Source organism: Atlanticothrix silvestris CENA357 (genome assembly GCF_016056295.1).
GTDB lineage: Bacteria > Cyanobacteriota > Cyanobacteriia > Cyanobacteriales > Nostocaceae > Atlanticothrix > Atlanticothrix silvestris.
The window spans coordinates 1-19,061 of record NZ_JAECZB010000085.1; the positions used below are offsets into that span (position 1 = coordinate 1).

The window sequence follows — 19,061 nt, forward strand, 5'->3', positions numbered from 1 at the left end:
AGCCTCCCCAGCTCCCCCAGCTTTTCTTAGTGACATTCCCCCCAATAGTCCAGAGCTTAATCCCATTGAGCGTTTATGGGAACACATTAAGCATGAATTGTCTTGGGAACATTGCACACACTTGGATCAATTAAGACACAAGCTCAAACAGGTTCTTGACTCTATTTCTACCGAAGCAATCGCATCGATTTGTGGATGGGATTACATCACAAGAGCTTTATTAAGTGCAACTTCATAGAGAATTGGTATAAGCTTTGGTGGCGTAATCGATACACTCTTGGCAATGGCCAACTATCGTCCCATGCCTGAAACTAGCATTATCCATTTCGTTGCTTATCCTGCCGATACACTCTACATTCTCACCGAAAACCAAGATACAAAGGTATCTCAGCTTTTAGATTTGGGTAAAAAGTGGTGCGCTGATTCGGTAGAAGTCACTGATGGCACGAATGAGGAGTATAGTTTTCGGCTCAAACGTCAACTGAGAACTCGATTTGAAGGTAATGATCTTCAACACCCCCGTGATGCAGTTGTTGTTTGTTATTGGTGGGATTAAAGTAGTACACAGCTACGGCAACCGTTAAGTAACCCTGACTTGAAAACTTTCAACTACTAGCATAATTCAGCACTCGTTCCCATTCCCAACGCCATGCTGTCTCTACCGTTATTTCTTTGCCGTTGGTAAATTTGATAAATTCTGTACTATGCTCCTAGCCGAGGTTGTAGAGTGGGCAAACACTTGTCCAGCTAAAAGACTTAAACAGAGATAAAGTTATTCTGAGTCAGCGTAGTTGTATCAAAGTTAGTCAGGATAGCTAAAGTTTGATTACCCAAACGAATTTGATCATCAGAGAAAGACAACTGATTAAAACTTAAACCAGACAAGCCGATTTTGTCGCTCTGACCTAAACTAAAGTCAGTAATAATGTCATGCTCGGCGGCTTTTGCCAGAACGAAGATATCACTACTAGCACCGCCATTCAGGTTATCATCGCCTTTGCCACCGATGAGGAAATCGTTACCTGCACCGCCAACTAAGATGTCTTGACCATCACCCCCCAAAAGCGAATCGTTACCATTAGCGCCAAAGAGCTGATCATCACCATTATCACCTTGGAGATTGTCATTGCCAGCATTACCAGTGAGCGTGTCTTGACCGTCACCCCCAATTAGGCGATCACTGTCAATACCGCCGAAGAGTAGATCATCACCATTATTGCCTTGGAGATTGTCGTTTCCAGCATCACCAGTGAGTGTGTCTTGCTCGTCACCGCCGGTTAAGCGATCACTGCCAATACCGCCAGCGAGATTGTCATTGCCAGCATCACCATTGAGTATGTCTTGACCGTTACCGCCAAAGAGTAAATCGTTACCGTTAGCGCCGAAGAGTAGATCATCACCATTATTGCCTTGGAGATTGTCATTGCCAGCATTACCAGCGAGTGTGTCTTGACCGTCACCGCCAATTAGGCGATCGCTGCCAATACCGCCAAAGAGTAGATCATCACCATTGCCGCCAGCGAGGTCGTCGTTTCCAGCATCACCAGTAAGTCTGTCTTGACCATTATCGCCAAAGAGATGATCATCACCATTATCGCCTTGGAGATTGTCATTACCAGCATTACCAGCGAGTATGTCTTGACCGTCACCGCCAATTAGGCGATCACTGCCAATACCGCCAAAGAGTAGATCGCTGCCAGTATTGCCAGTGAGATTGTCATTGCCAGCATTGCCAAGGATGGTATCTTGCCCATTGAGTCCATCAATAATGTCATTACCTGGAGTGCCGTTGAGATTGTCATCATTGTTAGTGCCTTTGAAGTTTGCCCCGACTGCGACTGTTACCAACCCCGTGTCAGTACCACCGTTGCCATCATTGATGGTATAATCAAATTTGCTATTGCCAGTGAAGCTTGTAGTCGGGGTAAAGACAATATCGCCGTTGTTATTCAGAGCGACACTACCGTTAAGCGCATTACTAACACCAGTGATATTTAAAGTTTCACTGTTTACATCGGTATCGTTGGCGAGGAGGTCAGCCGCTAGCAGCGTCAGGGGTGTGTTTTGATTAGCGCTAGCACTGTCATCACCTGCTACCGGTGGATCGTTGACACCGTTGATGGTGAAATTAACTGTTGCTGTATCTGTGCCGCCTTTGCCATCGCTAATAGTATAAGTGAAGCTGTTGCTGGCGGTAGCCCCCACACCTAAAGATTGAAATTGTCCGTTGGGGTTGTAGGCAAAGATGCCATTGCTATTGAGGGTGAGCAAAGCACCAGAAGTTAATTTAATCTGATTGCCGACAGCCGCAGGATTGCCGTTCACCTGTGTCACCGTTAAAGTATCGTTATTTGAGTCACTGTCGGCGGTGGTAGGATTAGCAACTAGCACATTGCCATTGAAAACCTTGTCTTCATTTGTGCTAAATGCATCATCAACTGCGATGGGGGCTTGGTTGAGGTTAAAGCCTAAGGTGGTTTTTGCTACCGCACTGGTGTTACTGAAACCTTGTCCGTCATCGACGATAAACTCAATTACCCCATTGGTGGTATTGACAGTGTTAGCTGTATTACTGTAAATGATACTGGCGAGAACTTGGCGGTAATTGGCAACTGTATCTGTGCCGCCCAGGGTGAGAATGCCTGTGGTGGGGTTGTAGGTAGCGGTGATGTTGCTGATGGCAGTAGCGTCCAGACTTTCGGCTGCGCCATCCAAGAGATTGGTAATCGTGATGGTGGCACCAACTAAGGTAGTGCTGTTGTCGCTCAGGCTGAAGTCGCTGTTGACGATGGAAACAGGAGTGCCGCTAAAGGTGGTGCTAAAATCAATTCCAGAAGAGTTGCCATTAAGGTCGAGTACGGGGGCAGGGTTGCCATACACCACGTAGCTCTGCCCGGAATAAGTGACGCCGTTGGGGTCGGCACGAGATGCCCCGATAATTAGGTCATCAATGCCGTCGCCGTTGATGTCCCCGGCACTGCTGACAGAGGAGCCTGAAAAGTCACCCGCATTAATGCCATTAATCAAAAAGCCATTGCTGCTATTGAAAGTAAAAAGTTCGAGGCTGGCACTAAAGCCACTGCTTTTGCCAAAGACTATGTAGCTCTGCCCGGAATAGCTGCCGTAGGAAGGACTTACTGCCCCGATAATCAGGTCATCAATGCCGTCGCCGTTGATGTCCCCTGCGCTGCTGACGGATCTGCCTGAGAAGGCAGCGGCCGCGAAGCCGTTAATAAAAAAGCCGTTGCTACCATTAAGGGTGGAGAGGTTAAAGGTTGAATTTGCCATAATTATTGTGTTTGTTTGTTGTTTCTATTGAGTTGATATTTGGGATTGAGCAAGATTTGATGTTCTTGGTCTCTCTTGTTTTCTAAACTTTTCCCTACCCAGGGAAAAGGTTTAAAAAGCTTGTGTTGCCAGAATCGGCGCAGTCAAACAATTTGTAGTGCCAATGGTGATTACTCTCCTAATTTCATCAGAGCGAAATCCAATCGCCATTGGGCGGCGAATTTGTGGTAATATTGCAATGTCATATAATTCTATGACTACGCCTTCGATGTTGAGAGAGTGAACAAGATCACCGCTTTTGAGGTCTATAACTAGTAACCCGCATCTTGCACTGGCATCTTTTGCCGCGAGCTTGTCATCTAGGGGTAAGCCACTGAGGGTTTTAGTGTGGCGAGATTCAGAAATACCCACAATGGCAAAGTTGTTATGGAATGCCAGTCCTCTTTGATAGCCTGGACAAAAAGCTACGGCTTGAAACTTTCCACTTTCTAAATCTGCATAACCAAATTCCCCTGTACCAGAGTTGAGTAACCACAATTTGCCTTGATACCACCGAGGAGAGTGGGGCATGGATAGCCCGTCTACAATTATTTTGTTGCTGTCAATATCAATAATGCAGCCGCCATTAACGCGCTTTTGTCGCCAACCTTCAGCCACATCAGATTTACTAATCACGCTGACATATTTGGGTTTACCATCTTTTATAGCCAAGCCGTTGAGATGACATCTATCTTCCGCCGCTGGTTGCCATAGGGGTACAAAACTATGGGTTTGGCTGACGGTGGCAAGGCAGCTAAATAGGGTATTAGCAAAGATGATTTGTTGGTTGTCATCAATTACAATATCGTGAATGTCTAAATCCCCTGTGATGTACCCAATCTGGGGTAAATATATGGCATCGTGCCCATTGTGGCTTTCTCCTGGTGCAAGGGTGTTTTCAAATCGCCAAAGTTGGTATAAGGTGCTGATGTAGAGGCTGTTACCTGTGGCGTATAAGCCCATGCAACGGTCTAAGGTGCGCTCAAACACCGCTAATTTGCCATCTGGTTGTAAACCAATAAAAAATACTTTCCCAGCTTGGTAGGTAGTGAATACTAGACTCAGGTTTTGTTCATATAGCCAGGGGACAAATTGCCGAGAAGCACTGATTTCTAGTTTGGGTGTTGTTGTATTCATGGTGAAGTATCAGGGTTGATGGGATAGGAGATAGGGAATGTTTTTTACTCTTTAGAGCTTCTACTACTGGCTCTACTATCTAAAAGAGCAATTATTAACATACTAGTTGCCTTACACTTGCAGTACAAAGTTAAATTTTCACCACGCCTCATCCTCCTTTGGGAATGAGTTTTTTATTTGCCGTTAGAATAACCTGCCTCGCCAACTGCCTTTGCCCCAAGAAATATTTGAGCAGTTATTAAATTTGTTTGCTAAGAATTTGAAGTATAATTTGTAACTTAATGACAGGTTGAACTACCATATCTCTATCTAATGTATGTTAAACATACTGTTATATGCACTATATTAACCTTGCCTTTTTTCTGGCTACTTTTTGTCTAAGTCTCATTAATCGAATATTTCAGGCATTGGACAAACTGGAAGATTAAGAATCACCGTACCTCTTGGATTTATCAGCCACTCAAGCGTATTTATGCCGATTTGATGGGTGAACACAGTCTCCATGTGATCCGAAGTGCGATCGCTCTACTTGAGGAAATGGGCATCATCGAGAAGAAGAAGAACCCAGGCAACGGTCAAGATAGAACATGGCAGTATAAATTGCACTTTAATGTACTGAATCGGCTGTTAGAACATGGCAAGTGCAAAACTGAACATTCCAGATTCAATGCAGAACAATACCACAGATCCCATCCAGAAGCTTCAAAGCCACAATAACACTCTGCTGTTGAGCCTCAAAAAAATGAGGAAGTGGAAACCGAAATTTCTGACTGTGACCAGGAAGGGGCTTGCCAAACCCCAGAGTTAGAGCTATCTCAGACTACTTGCTTCGTTGATGAGCCAGAACAGGTTGACTCGACTAGCGAGACAGATACTCATGAGGATCATTCTTCCGCCGCCCCGGCTGGGTTGAATTTTCAGTTAGGAGACGCTGGTGATGAGGATTACGCCGAGTCACAAGAAAAATCAATTCAGCCCAGCCATCAAGAGGTACAGTTCGTTTTGCAGCAGTTACGGGAAATACCTTGTACTCCGCAGTTTCGGCTTAATGCAGAGATTCAACGTACAGTTAAGCGGTGTTGGGAGAATGTACCGGGTGCGATCGCTTATTTGAAAGAAGCGATACGGACTTGGAAAGGATCAAGTCACCAGAAGCCGTATTCGTTGCTGCTTGCAAGGAAGGAAGGAAACCGGAGTCCGCGCAGGCTAAATCGGACGCGATCGCTTGGTTCGAGTGGGCGAGACGGCATAGGATTGTGATTGCGATGTCAGGCGAGGTAGTCTACACACCGGAGGGTGAGGCTGTGGCGTTGAAGGAGATAATGCGGCGGTTTCCGGTGCAGGGATGAGTAGCTTCAGCTATTGATTCGTGACATATCCCAGCACTCTTTCCCATCCCCAACGCCACGCAGTATCTACCGTTATTTCTTTGCCATTGGTGAACTTGATAAATTCTGTGCCTTCATCACAAATGACAAACATCGTCTGACCATCGAAGGAAAAGCAGACCCCAGCGAACATCACCCTCTTCTAAAAGCCTTTTGGATGACAATTAGAAGCATTCCAATTCCTACAAACACAAGTGCTAAGATGTGACTTGCCCCAGAAGCAAAAGCAAACAAAACAAGATTGAGGAGTAACGCGATCGCCGGAACTATATAAGGAACCCGAAACCCGTTAGTTTCAATTTCTCGGCGTTTGATGAGTAGCAACGAGAGGTTGACAAGACAAAACATTGCCAGAATCAAGGTAGCGGTGGTTCCTGCTAAAAATTGCAGCGTTCCAGAAAGCGCCAAAAAAATGGCAATTGGTAAAATGACCAACAGCGTTCGATAAGGTGTGGCTGTGCGTCGATGTAATTTCCCTAACCAAGCACTTAGCAACCCTTCACGTGACATCCCATACAACAGCCGCGATGCCGTAACAAAATTTAACAGTGCCGTATTGAGTACGGCAAATAGAGCAATAATTGTAAAAATGACCTGGGGAAAATTGGGCTGCGCTCGACGTACTACATCGAGTAATGGCGCACCTGAAGCAGCAAGCTCGGAGGGATTAAGTACGCTAATAGCAAGCCAGGAAACGAGTATATAGATTACGCCAGCGATCGCTAAGGCAAGTAAAATAGCCTTTGGCACGTTACGTTCGGGATTTTTAACTTCCTCCGCAACATTGACAATATCTTCAAATCCAATAAAGGCATAGAAAGCCAGTGCCGCTCCCTGAACGACTGCACTCCAACCTATGGCTTGCTCGTTAGGGACAGCAGCAAGACTAGCCGCGCCACCACCACTCAAAAACAAGGTTGAAACCAAAATCACAATCAAAAGACCAGAAACCTCAATAGATGTGCAAAAAATATTCAGAGCCGAGGACTCCTTCATGCCTCTGAAATTGACAAATGCCAGCACCGAAAAAAGCGCCAGGATAATTAGCCAAGCTGGAATCGCTGGTACAAAAGCATTGAAATAGCCAGCAAATGCTTTCGAGAGCGTCGCCATCGAAACTAAGCATGTACAAAACATTAACCAGCCGACCAATATTGAGAGCCAGTCGGTGCGAAATGCCTGATGGACAAAGTAGGCTACGCCACCGCTTTTTGGAAATCGACTGCCCAGTTCGGCGTAGCTTAAAGCCGTGAATGCCGCTACAATCATAGCAATCAAGAACGAAGCCCAAACCAAAGTGCCAGAAAGCCCGGCAATTTTTCCGATTACCGCATAAATTCCCGCACCCAAAATGTCACCTACTCCGTAAATCACTAGAGTTGGCAATCCAAAGACTCGCTTGAGTGAATCTGCTTCTACTTCATTTGTTTTCATACAACGCCTGAGAGTTTTTTGCTCAACTGCTAACTTTCAAACATCTTTATTCTGACTATGAGAGCTATTTCTTCTCGTTAGTAGTATTGTCTCATCCATCTCGGCTTGCAAAGAAAGCAGGAAGCCAGAAGCACAATTAGGGTGTTTGAATAGGGAGGCGGTGGCGTTGGCGGACATGATACGGCGGTTTCCGGTGGGGAGTGATAGCAAAACTGAGGTGCGATCGCAGTAAAGTCAAAGATGCACCAGGGCAGATGCAGAAGCTCAAGATGGCGGAACAATGGCGCGAAAATCCAGGGGTTGAGTTTTTGATGGAGTGTTGGGCTGACGATCCTGCTTTGCAGATTGTGATTAGGAAATTGGTGGTGAAGTTTCCGCAGTGGGGGATTGCTTGCGTGGATGGGGTGCTGGTGAAGTGGAAGGAGTAGCGATGGCTGAATCACCACTTTGTAATTACTGTCAATTTATAATCTGACTCAGCTAAATGCTTCAAAGAGCGCCCCATCATACTAAAGGTTAACGGGAAAGAACTTCACATTGACCTAATCCAGTTCAAAAAATAAAAAGTTTTGTAACAATTGAGGCTGGTTTGTGTAAAAGTTGCGAGCAACACATGAGATATATATAAATTCGCAACTTGATGGGTTCTGATTAGAGGTCTTGTATGACTAATGATGGGAGGAAACAACTAGATGCACAACTTAAAGAATTAGCGATCACAGCCCAGCAATACACAGAGCTAACTAAGGCAAAGCGGATAGCTTTAACACGTTTGATGAATGACATCAAACCCTTATCCTGCCGTCAATACGCTAAAAAACTCTTGTGGGAAACCTTAAAGGAATTTTTAGAACTGATTGTTTTTGCCAACCCTCAAAAAAATGGGAGTTAATGGTTCAAGTATCATCCTTTCACCTTCGTAAATTGGCGAAGGTATTGTTCTACTTAGCTGTTTTATTCGTTCACACAATTCTTACCAGAGAAAGTCATAATAGAAGCTGATGGCAATCAAAGTCAACTCCAAACCATTTTGGCTGGAAGTGAAAGCAATAAAATTTAATCTACTCAAACCAAAACGTATTTTTTGGGTGAGTGTCTTTTCCTCTGTCATCTTTCTTTTCCCTCTTTCTGGCTTGGCTGTAACCGTACAAGAAGTTCCAAATCCCCGCAAAGAATATGGTGGTTGGGTAACTGATATGGCAGGAATCCTCAGTGACGATACAGAAACCCAAATTAATCAGATGATTTCTGAATTGGAGGCAAAAAAAGGCACAGAAATGGCGGTAGTAACCGTGTCAGAAACAAGTTCTGCTGCATCACCGAAAAAATTTGCCACCCAATTGTTTAATTATTGGGGAATTGGTAAAAAAGGACAAGATAATGGCGTATTGTTTTTGATTTCCGTAGGAGATCGCCGCGTAGAAATTGAAACTGGTTATGGTGTAGAAGCGATTTTACCCGATGCCAGAGTAGGCAATATTATCGATACCCAAATCATCCCCCAGTTCAAAAAAGGAGATTTTGCAGGCGGTACGCTGGCAGGAACCAGAGCATTAATAGCAGTTTTCAAGTCTGCTCAACCATCATCTGGAAGTCAGGTAATACCACCAGACACTCAAACAACCCCGAATAACACAGGTGGTGGGATTCTATGGGGAGTTTTAGCAGCAGGTGGAATATTAACACTGGCAGCAGGAAGTGCTGTTTATCTAAATCGTCGTCCTCGGAAAATCTTCATTGCACCAGAAGGTCGCACTCATAAGAGTGAAGGTAACTACACTTTTTTGTGTGCTGATTGTCAAAAATCAATGGAACAAGTAGACGATTTGACAGTCCAATCCTATCTGAACAAAGCAGAAACAACAGCACAAAAACTAGGAAATATTAAGTTCCTGGGTTGGAAATGTCCTAGTTGCATTTATAAAACAACTAGTAATGGCTTCCATATTGTTGCCCAACAGTCCCCTTCTTCCAGATTTTGCCAGTGTCCTCAATGTCATGAGTTGACTCTCACCCGTGACGAAAAAACTGTTCAAGTGCCTACACAAGTTAAGACTGGAAAACGACTAATTACTGATAAGTGCCACTATTGTTCTTACCATCATCAGAAAGAGAAAATAATTCCTCGTCTACCTCCCCTATCGCCGCCTCCCCGCAATTCTTGGGGTAGTAGTGGTGGTTCCTATAATGGTGGTGATAGCGGTGGGGGCTTCGGTGGTGGGGGCTTCGGTGGTGGTGATAGCGGTGGCGGTGGTGGTGGTGGTAGTTGGTAAATAATCCTATGAGCAATCAATATAAAACAATTCCCGAAGATATTGTCCCACAAGTGTTAAAGTTAGCCTCGCGCTATTATGCCAATCACACCCAAAGTTATTCAGCTTCGAAGTTAGTAGCCGCAGGCAAAGAAGTTGATATTCCGTCCGAGTTTATTCAGCAAGCCATCTGGGACGTACAAGCACAATACAAACAACAGCGACAACAACAACAGCGATTAGCCCACCTGCGTCAAAGACTACTAATCATTGCCGCAGGCGTAGTAGCTGCATTGACTGTTTGGAGTGCCTTGATTTATAACTCGATCCAAAGCAGTAACTCCAAAGTAGAAGCAGCTTGGGCACAAGTCGAAAATCAACTCCAACGCCGCGCTGATTTGATCCCTAATCTTGTGAATGTCACCCAAGCTTACGCCAAGCAGGAAAAAGAGTTAGTCTCTTTATTAATGCAATCACGCCAAGCTTTTTTGCAAGCAACGAATCCTGATCAAAAGGTTGCTGCAACAGTGCAAATCAATCAAGCAATTGACCATTTCCGCGATTATGCCAGCGTCAATCCCCAATTACAATCAAGCCAACTATTTACCAATCTTCAATACGAACTTACGGGTACTGAAAATCGCTTAGCTGTAGAAAGAATGCGTTATAACCAAGCGGTGCAAGCTTATAATCAAAAAATTCAAAGTTTTCCTAACTTCTTGATTTCTAATACTATTGGGTTTGAGAAGAAAGAATTTTTCCAGGCTACAAATACTGGTGTTCCCAAAATTTAAATTCTTAGGGACTAACTTTGCAAACAAACTACCAGCGTAAAAGCACGGATGTATGGGAGTAGATAAGAAAGATTATTAGCGGCAAGTTGCTAAAGTTTTGCATTTTTCATAATTATCCAAGTTTCTCCTGATATAGGATTAGAGACTTAACTTGGAAAAAGATTGTGAAAACTTACTGCCAAATCGGCTTTCTCAATAGGTTTCATAATTTGGCGTTGCTGAATTTGAATATGAAATTCAAAAATCAATAACTTTAATGCTCATTAACTTAACATATTCTCAAACAGAATTTAGGAGCAAAGCGGAGACGTTGCACCTCTAATCGAAATAAAGTCATGAATTATTTACACTAGTAAATGAATAGGTGAGTTCAAGACTTTCACTAAATTTCCAATTTTGTAATCAACACATAGTATATAGCAAAAAAATAACTCCTTACCAAAACTATGCTTAATAAGCAAACAGATAATTTTAGCGCTTCCTTAAATAATTCGTTTCAAAGTTTAACAGCGCAAATAGCTAGGAATCCATTCGATTTTGATAGTTCGATAAATACATATCGCAATGCTTCCAGTTTTTTGAGTGAATTATTTAATAACCGGAAATCTATAGTTTTTGGATCTGATAGCACCACAGATACTTACAATTTTGATAGCCAATATCTTGGTAAACCTAACAATTGGTTTGATAATTCCATTACAAATAAGTTTGCTATCAATTGTAATCAAAAAATTATTGATTACAATACAGGTCAAGTTATCGATGATAGCAATAAAGAATTTAACACTAATAGCTATCTAGCAAATTTTCTGGCAAATAACAATGACATACAGCCAAATAATCCTAATTTTGGTAACACTGAATTAACTCAGTTAAATAGAGATACTTACTCAATTGAACCAGCCCTCACTGTACAATCTTACCAATTCAGCGAAGTCTATGGCTACGGCTTAGTGAATGCCGCCGCAGCAGTTGCACAATCTATTGGACAATCGCCTTTTATAGATGTTGCTAATCAAAGCAGCTACTATGATTGGGGACTAGATGCGATTAGTGCGCCGGAAGTTTGGACGCAAGGATACACAGGCAATAATATTGTTGTTGCAGTGGTTGACACGGGAGTAGATTATACTCACACAGATTTAAATAATAATATTTGGCTTAATTCGGACGAAATTTTTGGTAATGGAATTGATGATGACGGCAACGGATATGCTGATGATGTCGTTGGCTGGAATTTTGTCGATAACAATTACAACCCAATGGATTATCAAGGACATGGAACTCATGTTGCTGGAATCATTGCTGCTGAAAATGATGGATATGGAACAATTGGCGTGGCTCCTAACGCTAAAATAATGCCGATTCAGGTGCTGGATGCAAATGGGATAGGTAGTTCGGACAATGTTTCTAGTGGAATTATTTACGCAGCTAACAATGGCGCAAATGTAATTAATGTCAGCTTGGGTGGTAGCTACTCTCCTTCAATTGAACAAGCTATTCAATACGCAACGCAGCGAGGTGCAGTTGTTGTTATGGCAGCGGGAAATGAGGCTGCATCCCAACCTACATATCCAGCAGCTTTAGCGACAAATTGGGGGATTGCAGTGGGTGCAATTGACTACAACGGATATATGGGGAATTTCTCAAACTTGGCAGGTAACAATAGTAATCTAAGTTATGTAGTTGCCCCAGGTGTTGATATCTATTCGACAGTTCCTGGTAATAACTATGAATTCAAGAATGGGACTTCGATGGCTACACCTTATGTTTCTGGTGTAGCAGCGCTAATGCTGAGTGCTAATCCTTATTTAACTCCCGATCAAGTACGTCAAATTATTGTGGAAACTGCTTAGGGTGTTAACTCTGGGGTTTTAAGGTGGTAAATTCTTACACAAGAAGTATGTAGCTGCATAAAAGTTAATATAACAGCAATTCCAAATTCAAAAATTTAAGAGGAATCAGTCGCCGGAGAGAGTGGTAAGTCGTTGAGCATGAAGTGAATCAAATGCTGCCAACTGTCAAAGAGTAAATATTTGGTGAGGGTGAGAATATCTTGAAAGAAACCTTTGCGAGTGCCGCGCTGCAAGCGCGGATTTGTTGGTAGGGTTGATCAACGAGGTGCAAAACGGTGTGGAAGAGAAAGGCCAAGAGATTGAGGGTAAGCAATAGGGAGGCTAAATGTGTTGCCCGTGCCCAAAATTGTGTTTTAGATCAATACCTTAGCCAAACTACGAAGGTTCAAAGCCTGTAGAGCTGGGATGAATACGCCCTAAAGAAGTGAGCTTGGCAAAAATTTGCGCTAATAAAATAGGCTCAGGTCTTTGAGGAAGCATTTTTAAAATTTCACGAACATATCGAAAACTACGGTAATAAGCTTTCAGGTCAATAATGCCAGAGTTAGGATAATGTTTACGGAAATCAGCAAGAAGATGATAAAATAAATTGACCATAAAAAATGTGCGCGTTAGCAGCATTAGTCACAGTAGTTTGGTTCAAATTTATAAAATCTTCCAACCCCAAAAATTGTTTAGCATCCCGAAAATTAAACTCGATTTGGAAACGCAGATTGTAATAGTCGATGATTTTTTCGGATGTCAAATCTAGGTCGCTGGAAAATAAAACGGTATTGATAAAACCATGAAATTAACTCAAGAGGATATTGAGGGATTGGATGTTGCATTGAATGAAGCAACTGTTCTTGGTTTTGAAGTTTCTGCCCAAGATAGAGTAGCCGCAGCTACGTTTGAAGTTCTAACGCTTCCTGAACAAGGTAATCCGCCATCCGATTCGAGAGTGCTGTTTCTATTTGCACCGATAGGTCGTATTGCAGCTTCTTTCAGACTGGGAAGATGGGATGATGGTACAGCTCCAGTCGTTCCCTTTAGCATTGACCAATTGCCTGGTGTAGTTCAGGATTTTGGTGGACAACCCATCTATGGTTGGGAGTTCTTTGATATTCAACAAAAGAATTTGTGGCAGCAGACTGAACGTTTAAGTTTGGATTGCTCATGGGAGGCAGGAGGTAAAAGCCATACTCTCACTTTATTTCAAGGGGGATATAATAAACATCTTGATATTTGTCTTTGGTTTGATGACTTCATCATCTATGACCCAAAAGGTCATGAAATTGAGTTAGCGAACTTGATTGCTGCTGGCAAAAGGTGGTGGGATGGTTTATACAGTGGCGATCCACGAACAGATGGGCATGGTATATTGCCTCTCACTAAAACTTCGGCCGCTCCCCCACATTCATGTGGATGAGCAAGTACATATAATAAGTATTTATGCCCCATCTGCTTTATGCCATCGTTTTGGTTAGTGTTGATCTCAATCGTACTCTTGAGAGCTTTGCTAGCTAACTTGACGTAAGTTTTCACCGTCTCAGGTCTCATCTCCAAGTTAAAAGCACGACCTCTGCGTATGGAAAAACTGAAGTTGGCGGAGGTGTTAAGGGCAAAATCTGATTTTGAGTTTCTTGCGGAATGTTGGAATGATGATCCAGCTTTGCAGATTGTGATCAGGAAGCAGAAGAGCGAAGTTTCCGCAGTGGGGATTGGTGGTGGCGGATGGGGTGCTGGTAAAGTGGGAGGAGTAGCGATGGGCGAAGCACCGCTTTTATTTAATCTAGTTCAAGAAATCAATAAAAAGTTTTGTAACAATTGAGGCTGGTTTGTGTAAAAGTTGCGAGCAGTACATGAGATATATATAAATTTGCAACTTGGTAGGTGCTGATTAGAGGTCTTGTATGACTAATGACAGGAGGAAACAACTAGATGCACAACTTAAAGAATTAGCGCTTGCAGCCCAGCGATACACAGACTTAACTAAGGGGAAGCGGATAGCCTTAACACGTCTGATGAATGCTATTTGGCAGTCAGGTAAGCTCGTTCGTCCTTATAAAGGTCAATTTCAACTACTTTACGAAGATATCTATGATGAGGCAGTACAAAATTTATTTTTCTATCTTTGTCAAAATAACAATATTAATAGGTATGACCCAGAACGCGGTGAAGTTATGACTTGGGTAAATATGCTGTTAACTAAACGTTTTTTTCCAGAAGCTATCCCCAAAGTTATCGGCAAAGAGAATGAAATAAATCTGGAAAGTTCTCACTGGGAAACTATACCATCCTTTCAACCCATATCTTTATTTGAACAAGTAAGAGAATGTATAGAATCAGATCCCGAATTAATTTTTTGTAAGGAACATATTAAAGGTCATCCGGAGGCGAATTTTCAAGCCATAGCTCAAAGAAGATGTTCTGGCATTTCCTGGAAAGATATTTCGGCAGAATGGGGTATTAAAATTACATCTCTAAATACGTTTTACCAGCGGTGTCTGAAAAAATTTGCTGATAAATTGCAAGAGTATTTATATATTTAATGTTTAATAGAGTTAATTAGCTAGGCAAAAAAACTATGAACAAATCCATAGACATTTTAACATTTTCTGCTCCTATACCTATAGATGGGAAGCAGAGAGCAGAAGATTTACGTAGACAACAAGCCACGCCAGAAAAAGGTGAACAAGTTTATCTCAATACTTTGTCTGTGTATTTTGTAATTTCTTATCTACGTTGTATGGGATTTGAGACAGACTTGCATAAAAGTGACAGTTGGGATGTCATAGAACAGACACTTATGGATGTTGCTGACTTGTCTCTAAAAAACTTGGGATTATTAGAATGTCGTCCAGTATTAGAAAATGCACAATTTGTTTATGTGCCACCGGAAGTACAATCGAATCGAATTGGCTATGTAGTTGTGCAGATCAGTAAATCATTTAGAGAAGCGAAGTTACTAGGATTTGTCAGGCAGGTGCAAACTGATTGGTTAGCTATTAATGAACTACAACCTTTAGAAGATTTACTAGAGTATTTAGATGAACTATCTCAATTACAACTTACTACAATAAATGAGGATTCATTCAATTGCAACCAAAACTTGGTTAAACTACAGCAATGGTTAGAGAACATATTTGAAAATGGTTGGCAAGAAGTTGAGACTCTTTTAGGTATTCAAGGTGTCAAACCAGAGTGGAGTTTAAGAAGTGCTAATAGTGCTTTTATTAGTAGAGGAAAACTGATTGATTTAGGAAAGGTTTTGCGGGAACAAGCAGTAGTTTTAGTCGTTACTCTGCCTCCAGACAAAGAGCAAGAAATGGATATTCTTGTAGAAGTACACCCGACAAATGGACAAGATTATTTGCCACCAAATCTCCATTTAATGGTGCTGGATTTTGAGGGCGCATCTGTAATGGAAGCCCAAACTAGAAGCAGCAATAAAAATATTCAATTAGAGTTTAGTTGTGAGATAGGAGAACGTTTCAGCGTTAAACTTGCTTTGGGAGATATCAGCATTACAGAAAATTTTGCCATTTGTTAGGAACAAGACCAAGGGTACTGCCAATGAGAAAGTTAGTTCTGCTAAAGCTAGATGGCGATCTGCATTTAGGTGTACAGGTAATGCTGGAAATTGGGGAAGAGGGTAAACGTCCTACTACAGAAATTAATGGCAAACTGCCTTCTAATCTAGATTTGGCAACAGCAATTGACCAATGGCAGTCAACATATCATAGCTTGGGGAAATTTACCCGTATTAAAGCTAAAAAAATTATTTACGATGGTTCTATCTCTCAGCGACGCAAAGAATGTGATCAAAAAGCTCGTGAAGTGCGATCGCATCTAAATAACTGGTTACTGTCAGAGTCTTTTCGTCCCGTGCGAGAAAAATGGCTCAAACACTTGATGCCAGATGAAGAAATACGAGTATTGATTCGTACTCACTGTTTACAACTTAAGAAACTACCTTGGCATTTGTGGGATTTGATAGATCGAGAGTATCTCAAAGCCGAAGTTGTTCTTAGTATTCCCGATTCAGAAGCCGTAACAACCTCATTGCAGACATCTACCAGGAAAAATAAAATCAGAATTTTAGCGATTTTAGGTGATAGTGACGGTATTGATGTGGAACAAGACCGTCAATTATTAAAGAAGTTGCCTGGTGCCGCTACAACTTTTTTAGTAGAACCTCAATATTCAGATGTTCATGACAAATTGTGGAAACAACCTTGGAATATCTTATTTTTTGCAGGTCACAGCAAGAGTGAAGATAAAGCTAGCTGCATTTATATTAATAAAACCGATAAATTAACAATTGATGAACTTAGACATGCCTTAAGAAATGCTGTTGCCAACGGTTTACAATTAGCGATTTTCAACTCCTGTGATGGATTAGGATTAGCGCAAGAGCTACAAGATCTACAGATTCCGCAAATTATTGTCATGCGAGAACCAGTGCCAGATTTAGTAGCTCAAACATTTTTAAAGCAGTTTTTGGAAGTTTTTTCATCAGGACAATCTATATATGCTGCTGTTCGTACTGCCAGACAAAGGCTTAAAGGCATAGAAAAAGAATATCCCAGTGCAACTTGGTTGCCAGTGATTAGTGAACATCCTGTGGTAGTGCCGATAACTTGGCAGGCGCACCGAAAAATGTTTGCTCTCAAGAGTGGAATGGCAATATTGCTGACAAGCTTGTTGGTAACAAGTTTAGTGATGGGAGTGCGGTATTGGGGTTATCTGCAAACTTCGGAATTGCAGGCTTTTGACAATTTTATGCAATTGCGATCGCAACTTATCACCGAACAACCTGACGAACGGATTTTAATTATCACTATTGATGAAGCAGATATCCAGTACCAACTCAATAAAGGAATGCAAATGCGATGGTCGTTATCTGACCAAGCCCTCGCTCAACTATTAGAGAAATTAAATAAGTATCAACCAAGAACTATCGGTTTAGATATTTATCGTGATGGTATTTTAGACCCCAAATATCCAAATTTAGCTACTCGTTTTCAAGAAGATAATCGTCTATTTTTCGTGTGCAAAGTTGCTACAACTGATGATGATGGTCATACTGATGGAATTCCCCCACCTCCTGGAGTTTCCAGAGAACAGTTAAGTTTTAGTGATTTTGTGGCAGACGCAGAAGATATTGCTCGTCGCCAGCTTTTACATTTAACTCCTCCCTCAAAATCTTTGTGTACCACAGAATATGCTTTTAGTCTACAACTAGCACTTCATTATTTAGATAAAGAAGGCAGAACATCAAGTGTTACAAAAGAAGGTTATTTACAAATTGGTAACGTTGTGTTTGAGCAACTAAACGAACACACTAGTGGTTATCAAAAAGTGGATGCATCGGGTTATCAAATATTATTGAATTATCGTTCTCTCTCCTCTGTAGAAAAAATTGCCGAGCAAATTAGTTTGAGAGATGTGTTAGATGACAAAATCCCATTAGAATCAGTTCAATTACTCAAAGACCGCATTGTTCTTATTGGTCTTTCTGCCCCCACCAATACAAACGATTATTGGAAAACACCTTTTAGTTCTAATGCAAAACCGAAGCAAAAGCAAATACCAGGGATATTCGTACAGGCACAGATGCTAAGTCAAATCCTAAGTGCCGTTTTAGACCGCAGACCTTTGTTGTGGTGGTGGTCTGGATGGATGGAGGCACTTTGGATATGGGGATGGTCATTAATAGGAGGTATTACAGCATGGTATTATTCAAAACCCCTGTACCTTTGCTTGGCGGTGATAGTAACACTTTTAATATTATTTGGGTTATGTTTTGGCATTTTTACACTGACTGGATGGGTGCCACTTATCCCTCCAATATTAGCATTACTAGCGACCCAAATAATGATAATTTTATGGTTTAAACATTTCCATCTTGGTAATAGAAAACAATTAAATTTTGGTCATGATTATAAAAAAAATAATTAAACATACCTGTGTAATTGCGTTGCTAATTGTTAGTACAACAATTTACTCACAATCAGTGCAAGCACAGCTGAATAATTCGATTCAAAACACTGTTAAAAATTCGCACTTCCAATCTTTTCGCCAACCGAAATTGCCCAGAAATGGCGCACCGACAGGTCGGCGCAGAGCCGGGGCTGGGCGTAATCCTGAGTGTCCTAGCTCTCTGACACGTCTGACTGCTTTAGTACCTGGCGATGCAGAGGAATCATTTTTAGCATCAACAGTTGTAGAGAATCCAACATTTTGGTTTTATGTTCCCCAATTGCCACAAACCACGCGTTATGGAGAATTCGTGTTACAAATGCTAGATGGTAAAGATGTACAAAATGTCTATCGAACACCTCTTACTCTCTCTGGAAAATCTGGTATTGTTAGCATGACTTTGCCATCGCGATCGCAATCCTTCTTCAAAGCAGATCAAAAATATCGCTGGTATTTTCATATTTATTGTGGCGATCCGCAAAAAACATCTGACAATTTTTATGTAGATGGGTTTGTGCAAAAACAGGTGATAACTCAGACCCTTGATAATCAATTAAAAACAGCAAAACCAAAAGAGTACATTGCCTATAGTGCTAATAATATTTGGTATGATGCTCTAACTAATTTAGGTCAACTGCGTCGTGACAATCCGCAGAATGCAACTATTAATAAAGATTGGATTGACTTATTAAATGTAGTTGGCTTGCAAGATATTGCTAAGGAGCCAATTGTACAACATTACAACTTGGAAAAATAAGACTAATCACACGGTGAAGTCACTGATTTATCGTATATTCAAGGGTTTAATACGCCTACGTTTACACGTAGCATATTTTGAGTCAGGATTTAAATCCCCGACTCAAAATGTCTTGAATTTTGAATTTTGAATTTTGAATTGTTAATGGGGGT

At 41.7% G+C, this 19,061-nt stretch carries 18 protein-coding genes and 3 pseudogenes; 15 read left to right on the forward strand and 6 right to left on the reverse strand.

Going from position 1 to position 19,061, the window contains the following annotated elements:
• Together I8751_RS21565 and I8751_RS21570 are read left to right on the forward strand one after the other, a co-directional pair.
• Positions 1 to 238 (forward strand): annotated as a pseudogene (locus I8751_RS21565) (hypothetical protein); the annotation flags it as partial.
• Between the two features lie 63 nt (positions 239 to 301).
• Complete coding sequence (locus I8751_RS21570; RefSeq protein ID WP_225894316.1) at positions 302 to 556, forward strand: hypothetical protein; 255 nt, start codon at positions 302 to 304, stop codon at positions 554 to 556.
• 200 nt (positions 557 to 756) lie between these two features.
• Here the strand turns inward: I8751_RS21570 and I8751_RS21575 are convergent, their stop codons facing one another.
• Entirely contained in the window at positions 757 to 3,288 is a 2,532-nt protein-coding gene (locus I8751_RS21575) for an Ig-like domain-containing protein (RefSeq protein WP_214441151.1), read from the reverse strand.
• 111 nt (positions 3,289 to 3,399) lie between these two features.
• Positions 3,400 to 4,464 carry a TIGR03032 family protein gene (locus I8751_RS21580; protein WP_214441152.1) on the reverse strand — a complete coding sequence of 355 codons (1,065 nt, stop codon included), beginning with the start codon at positions 4,462 to 4,464 and terminating at the stop codon, positions 3,400 to 3,402.
• 483 nt (positions 4,465 to 4,947) lie between these two features.
• Between I8751_RS21580 and I8751_RS21585 the strand changes: the two genes are divergently transcribed.
• Both I8751_RS21585 and I8751_RS21590 read left to right on the forward strand, forming a co-directional pair.
• Positions 4,948 to 5,181, forward strand: coding sequence for a hypothetical protein (locus I8751_RS21585; protein ID WP_214441153.1), 234 nt, complete (start codon positions 4,948 to 4,950; stop codon positions 5,179 to 5,181).
• 33 nt (positions 5,182 to 5,214) lie between these two features.
• Positions 5,215 to 5,724, forward strand: coding sequence for a hypothetical protein (locus I8751_RS21590; protein WP_214441154.1), 510 nt, complete (start codon positions 5,215 to 5,217; stop codon positions 5,722 to 5,724).
• 99 nt (positions 5,725 to 5,823) lie between these two features.
• On the opposite strand, the gene I8751_RS21595 is transcribed toward I8751_RS21590, so the two are convergent.
• On the reverse strand, positions 5,824 to 5,985 hold the full coding sequence (locus I8751_RS21595) for a hypothetical protein (RefSeq protein ID WP_214441178.1): 162 nt from the start codon (positions 5,983 to 5,985) through the stop codon (positions 5,824 to 5,826).
• Entirely contained in the window at positions 5,985 to 7,286 is a 1,302-nt protein-coding gene (locus I8751_RS21600; protein WP_214441155.1) for an APC family permease, read from the reverse strand. The genes I8751_RS21595 and I8751_RS21600 overlap by 1 nt, the downstream gene beginning before the upstream one ends.
• A 200-nt stretch (positions 7,287 to 7,486) precedes the next feature.
• On the opposite strand from I8751_RS21600, the gene I8751_RS21605 reads away from it, so the two are divergent.
• The 5 genes from I8751_RS21605 (at position 7,487) to I8751_RS21625 (ending at position 12,188) form a co-directional block, all read left to right on the forward strand.
• On the forward strand, positions 7,487 to 7,714 hold the full coding sequence (locus tag I8751_RS21605; RefSeq protein WP_214441179.1) for a hypothetical protein: 228 nt from the start codon (positions 7,487 to 7,489) through the stop codon (positions 7,712 to 7,714).
• A 236-nt stretch (positions 7,715 to 7,950) separates the two neighbouring features.
• A complete protein-coding gene (locus I8751_RS21610) occupies positions 7,951 to 8,178 on the forward strand; it encodes a hypothetical protein (protein WP_214441156.1) in 228 nt (75 codons plus the stop codon).
• Between the two features lie 109 nt (positions 8,179 to 8,287).
• Positions 8,288 to 9,559, forward strand: a complete 1,272-nt coding sequence (locus I8751_RS21615; RefSeq protein ID WP_225894317.1) for a TPM domain-containing protein — start codon at positions 8,288 to 8,290, stop codon at positions 9,557 to 9,559.
• Between the two features lie 8 nt (positions 9,560 to 9,567).
• Positions 9,568 to 10,332, forward strand: a complete 765-nt coding sequence (locus I8751_RS21620; protein WP_214441157.1) for a LemA family protein — start codon at positions 9,568 to 9,570, stop codon at positions 10,330 to 10,332.
• A 446-nt stretch (positions 10,333 to 10,778) separates the two neighbouring features.
• Positions 10,779 to 12,188 carry a S8 family peptidase gene (locus I8751_RS21625; RefSeq protein ID WP_214441158.1) on the forward strand — a complete coding sequence of 470 codons (1,410 nt, stop codon included), beginning with the start codon at positions 10,779 to 10,781 and terminating at the stop codon, positions 12,186 to 12,188.
• A 95-nt stretch (positions 12,189 to 12,283) separates the two neighbouring features.
• On the opposite strand, the pseudogene I8751_RS29815 reads toward I8751_RS21625, so the two are convergent.
• Positions 12,284 to 12,554, reverse strand: a pseudogene (locus tag I8751_RS29815) (ISNCY family transposase); the annotation flags it as partial.
• Positions 12,555 to 12,563: 9 nt separating this feature from the next.
• A pseudogene (locus I8751_RS21635) lies at positions 12,564 to 12,963 on the reverse strand (IS4 family transposase); the annotation flags it as partial.
• A gap of 9 nt (positions 12,964 to 12,972) precedes the next feature.
• Here I8751_RS21635 and I8751_RS21640 point away from each other — a divergent pair.
• From I8751_RS21640 to I8751_RS21665, 6 genes are all read left to right on the forward strand, one after another.
• Positions 12,973 to 13,596 (forward strand): hypothetical protein, encoded by a 624-nt coding sequence (locus I8751_RS21640; RefSeq protein ID WP_214441159.1) that lies wholly within the window; start codon positions 12,973 to 12,975, stop codon positions 13,594 to 13,596.
• 159 nt (positions 13,597 to 13,755) lie between these two features.
• The gene (locus I8751_RS21645; protein WP_214441180.1) at positions 13,756 to 13,998 is read left to right on the forward strand and encodes a hypothetical protein; all 243 of its coding nucleotides are present in this window, start codon (positions 13,756 to 13,758) and stop codon (positions 13,996 to 13,998) included.
• A gap of 82 nt (positions 13,999 to 14,080) precedes the next feature.
• A complete protein-coding gene (locus I8751_RS21650) occupies positions 14,081 to 14,719 on the forward strand; it encodes a sigma-70 family RNA polymerase sigma factor (protein WP_214441160.1) in 639 nt (212 codons plus the stop codon).
• A gap of 35 nt (positions 14,720 to 14,754) precedes the next feature.
• Entirely contained in the window at positions 14,755 to 15,720 is a 966-nt protein-coding gene (locus tag I8751_RS21655) for a DUF1822 family protein (protein WP_214441161.1), read from the forward strand.
• 23 nt (positions 15,721 to 15,743) lie between these two features.
• Positions 15,744 to 18,131, forward strand: a complete 2,388-nt coding sequence (locus I8751_RS21660) for a CHASE2 domain-containing protein (protein WP_214441162.1) — start codon at positions 15,744 to 15,746, stop codon at positions 18,129 to 18,131.
• Positions 18,109 to 18,909: a DUF928 domain-containing protein gene (locus I8751_RS21665; protein ID WP_225894318.1), complete on the forward strand. Its 801-nt coding sequence runs from the start codon at positions 18,109 to 18,111 to the stop codon at positions 18,907 to 18,909. The genes I8751_RS21660 and I8751_RS21665 overlap by 23 nt, the downstream gene beginning before the upstream one ends.
• The last annotated feature ends 152 nt before the right edge of the window (positions 18,910 to 19,061 follow it).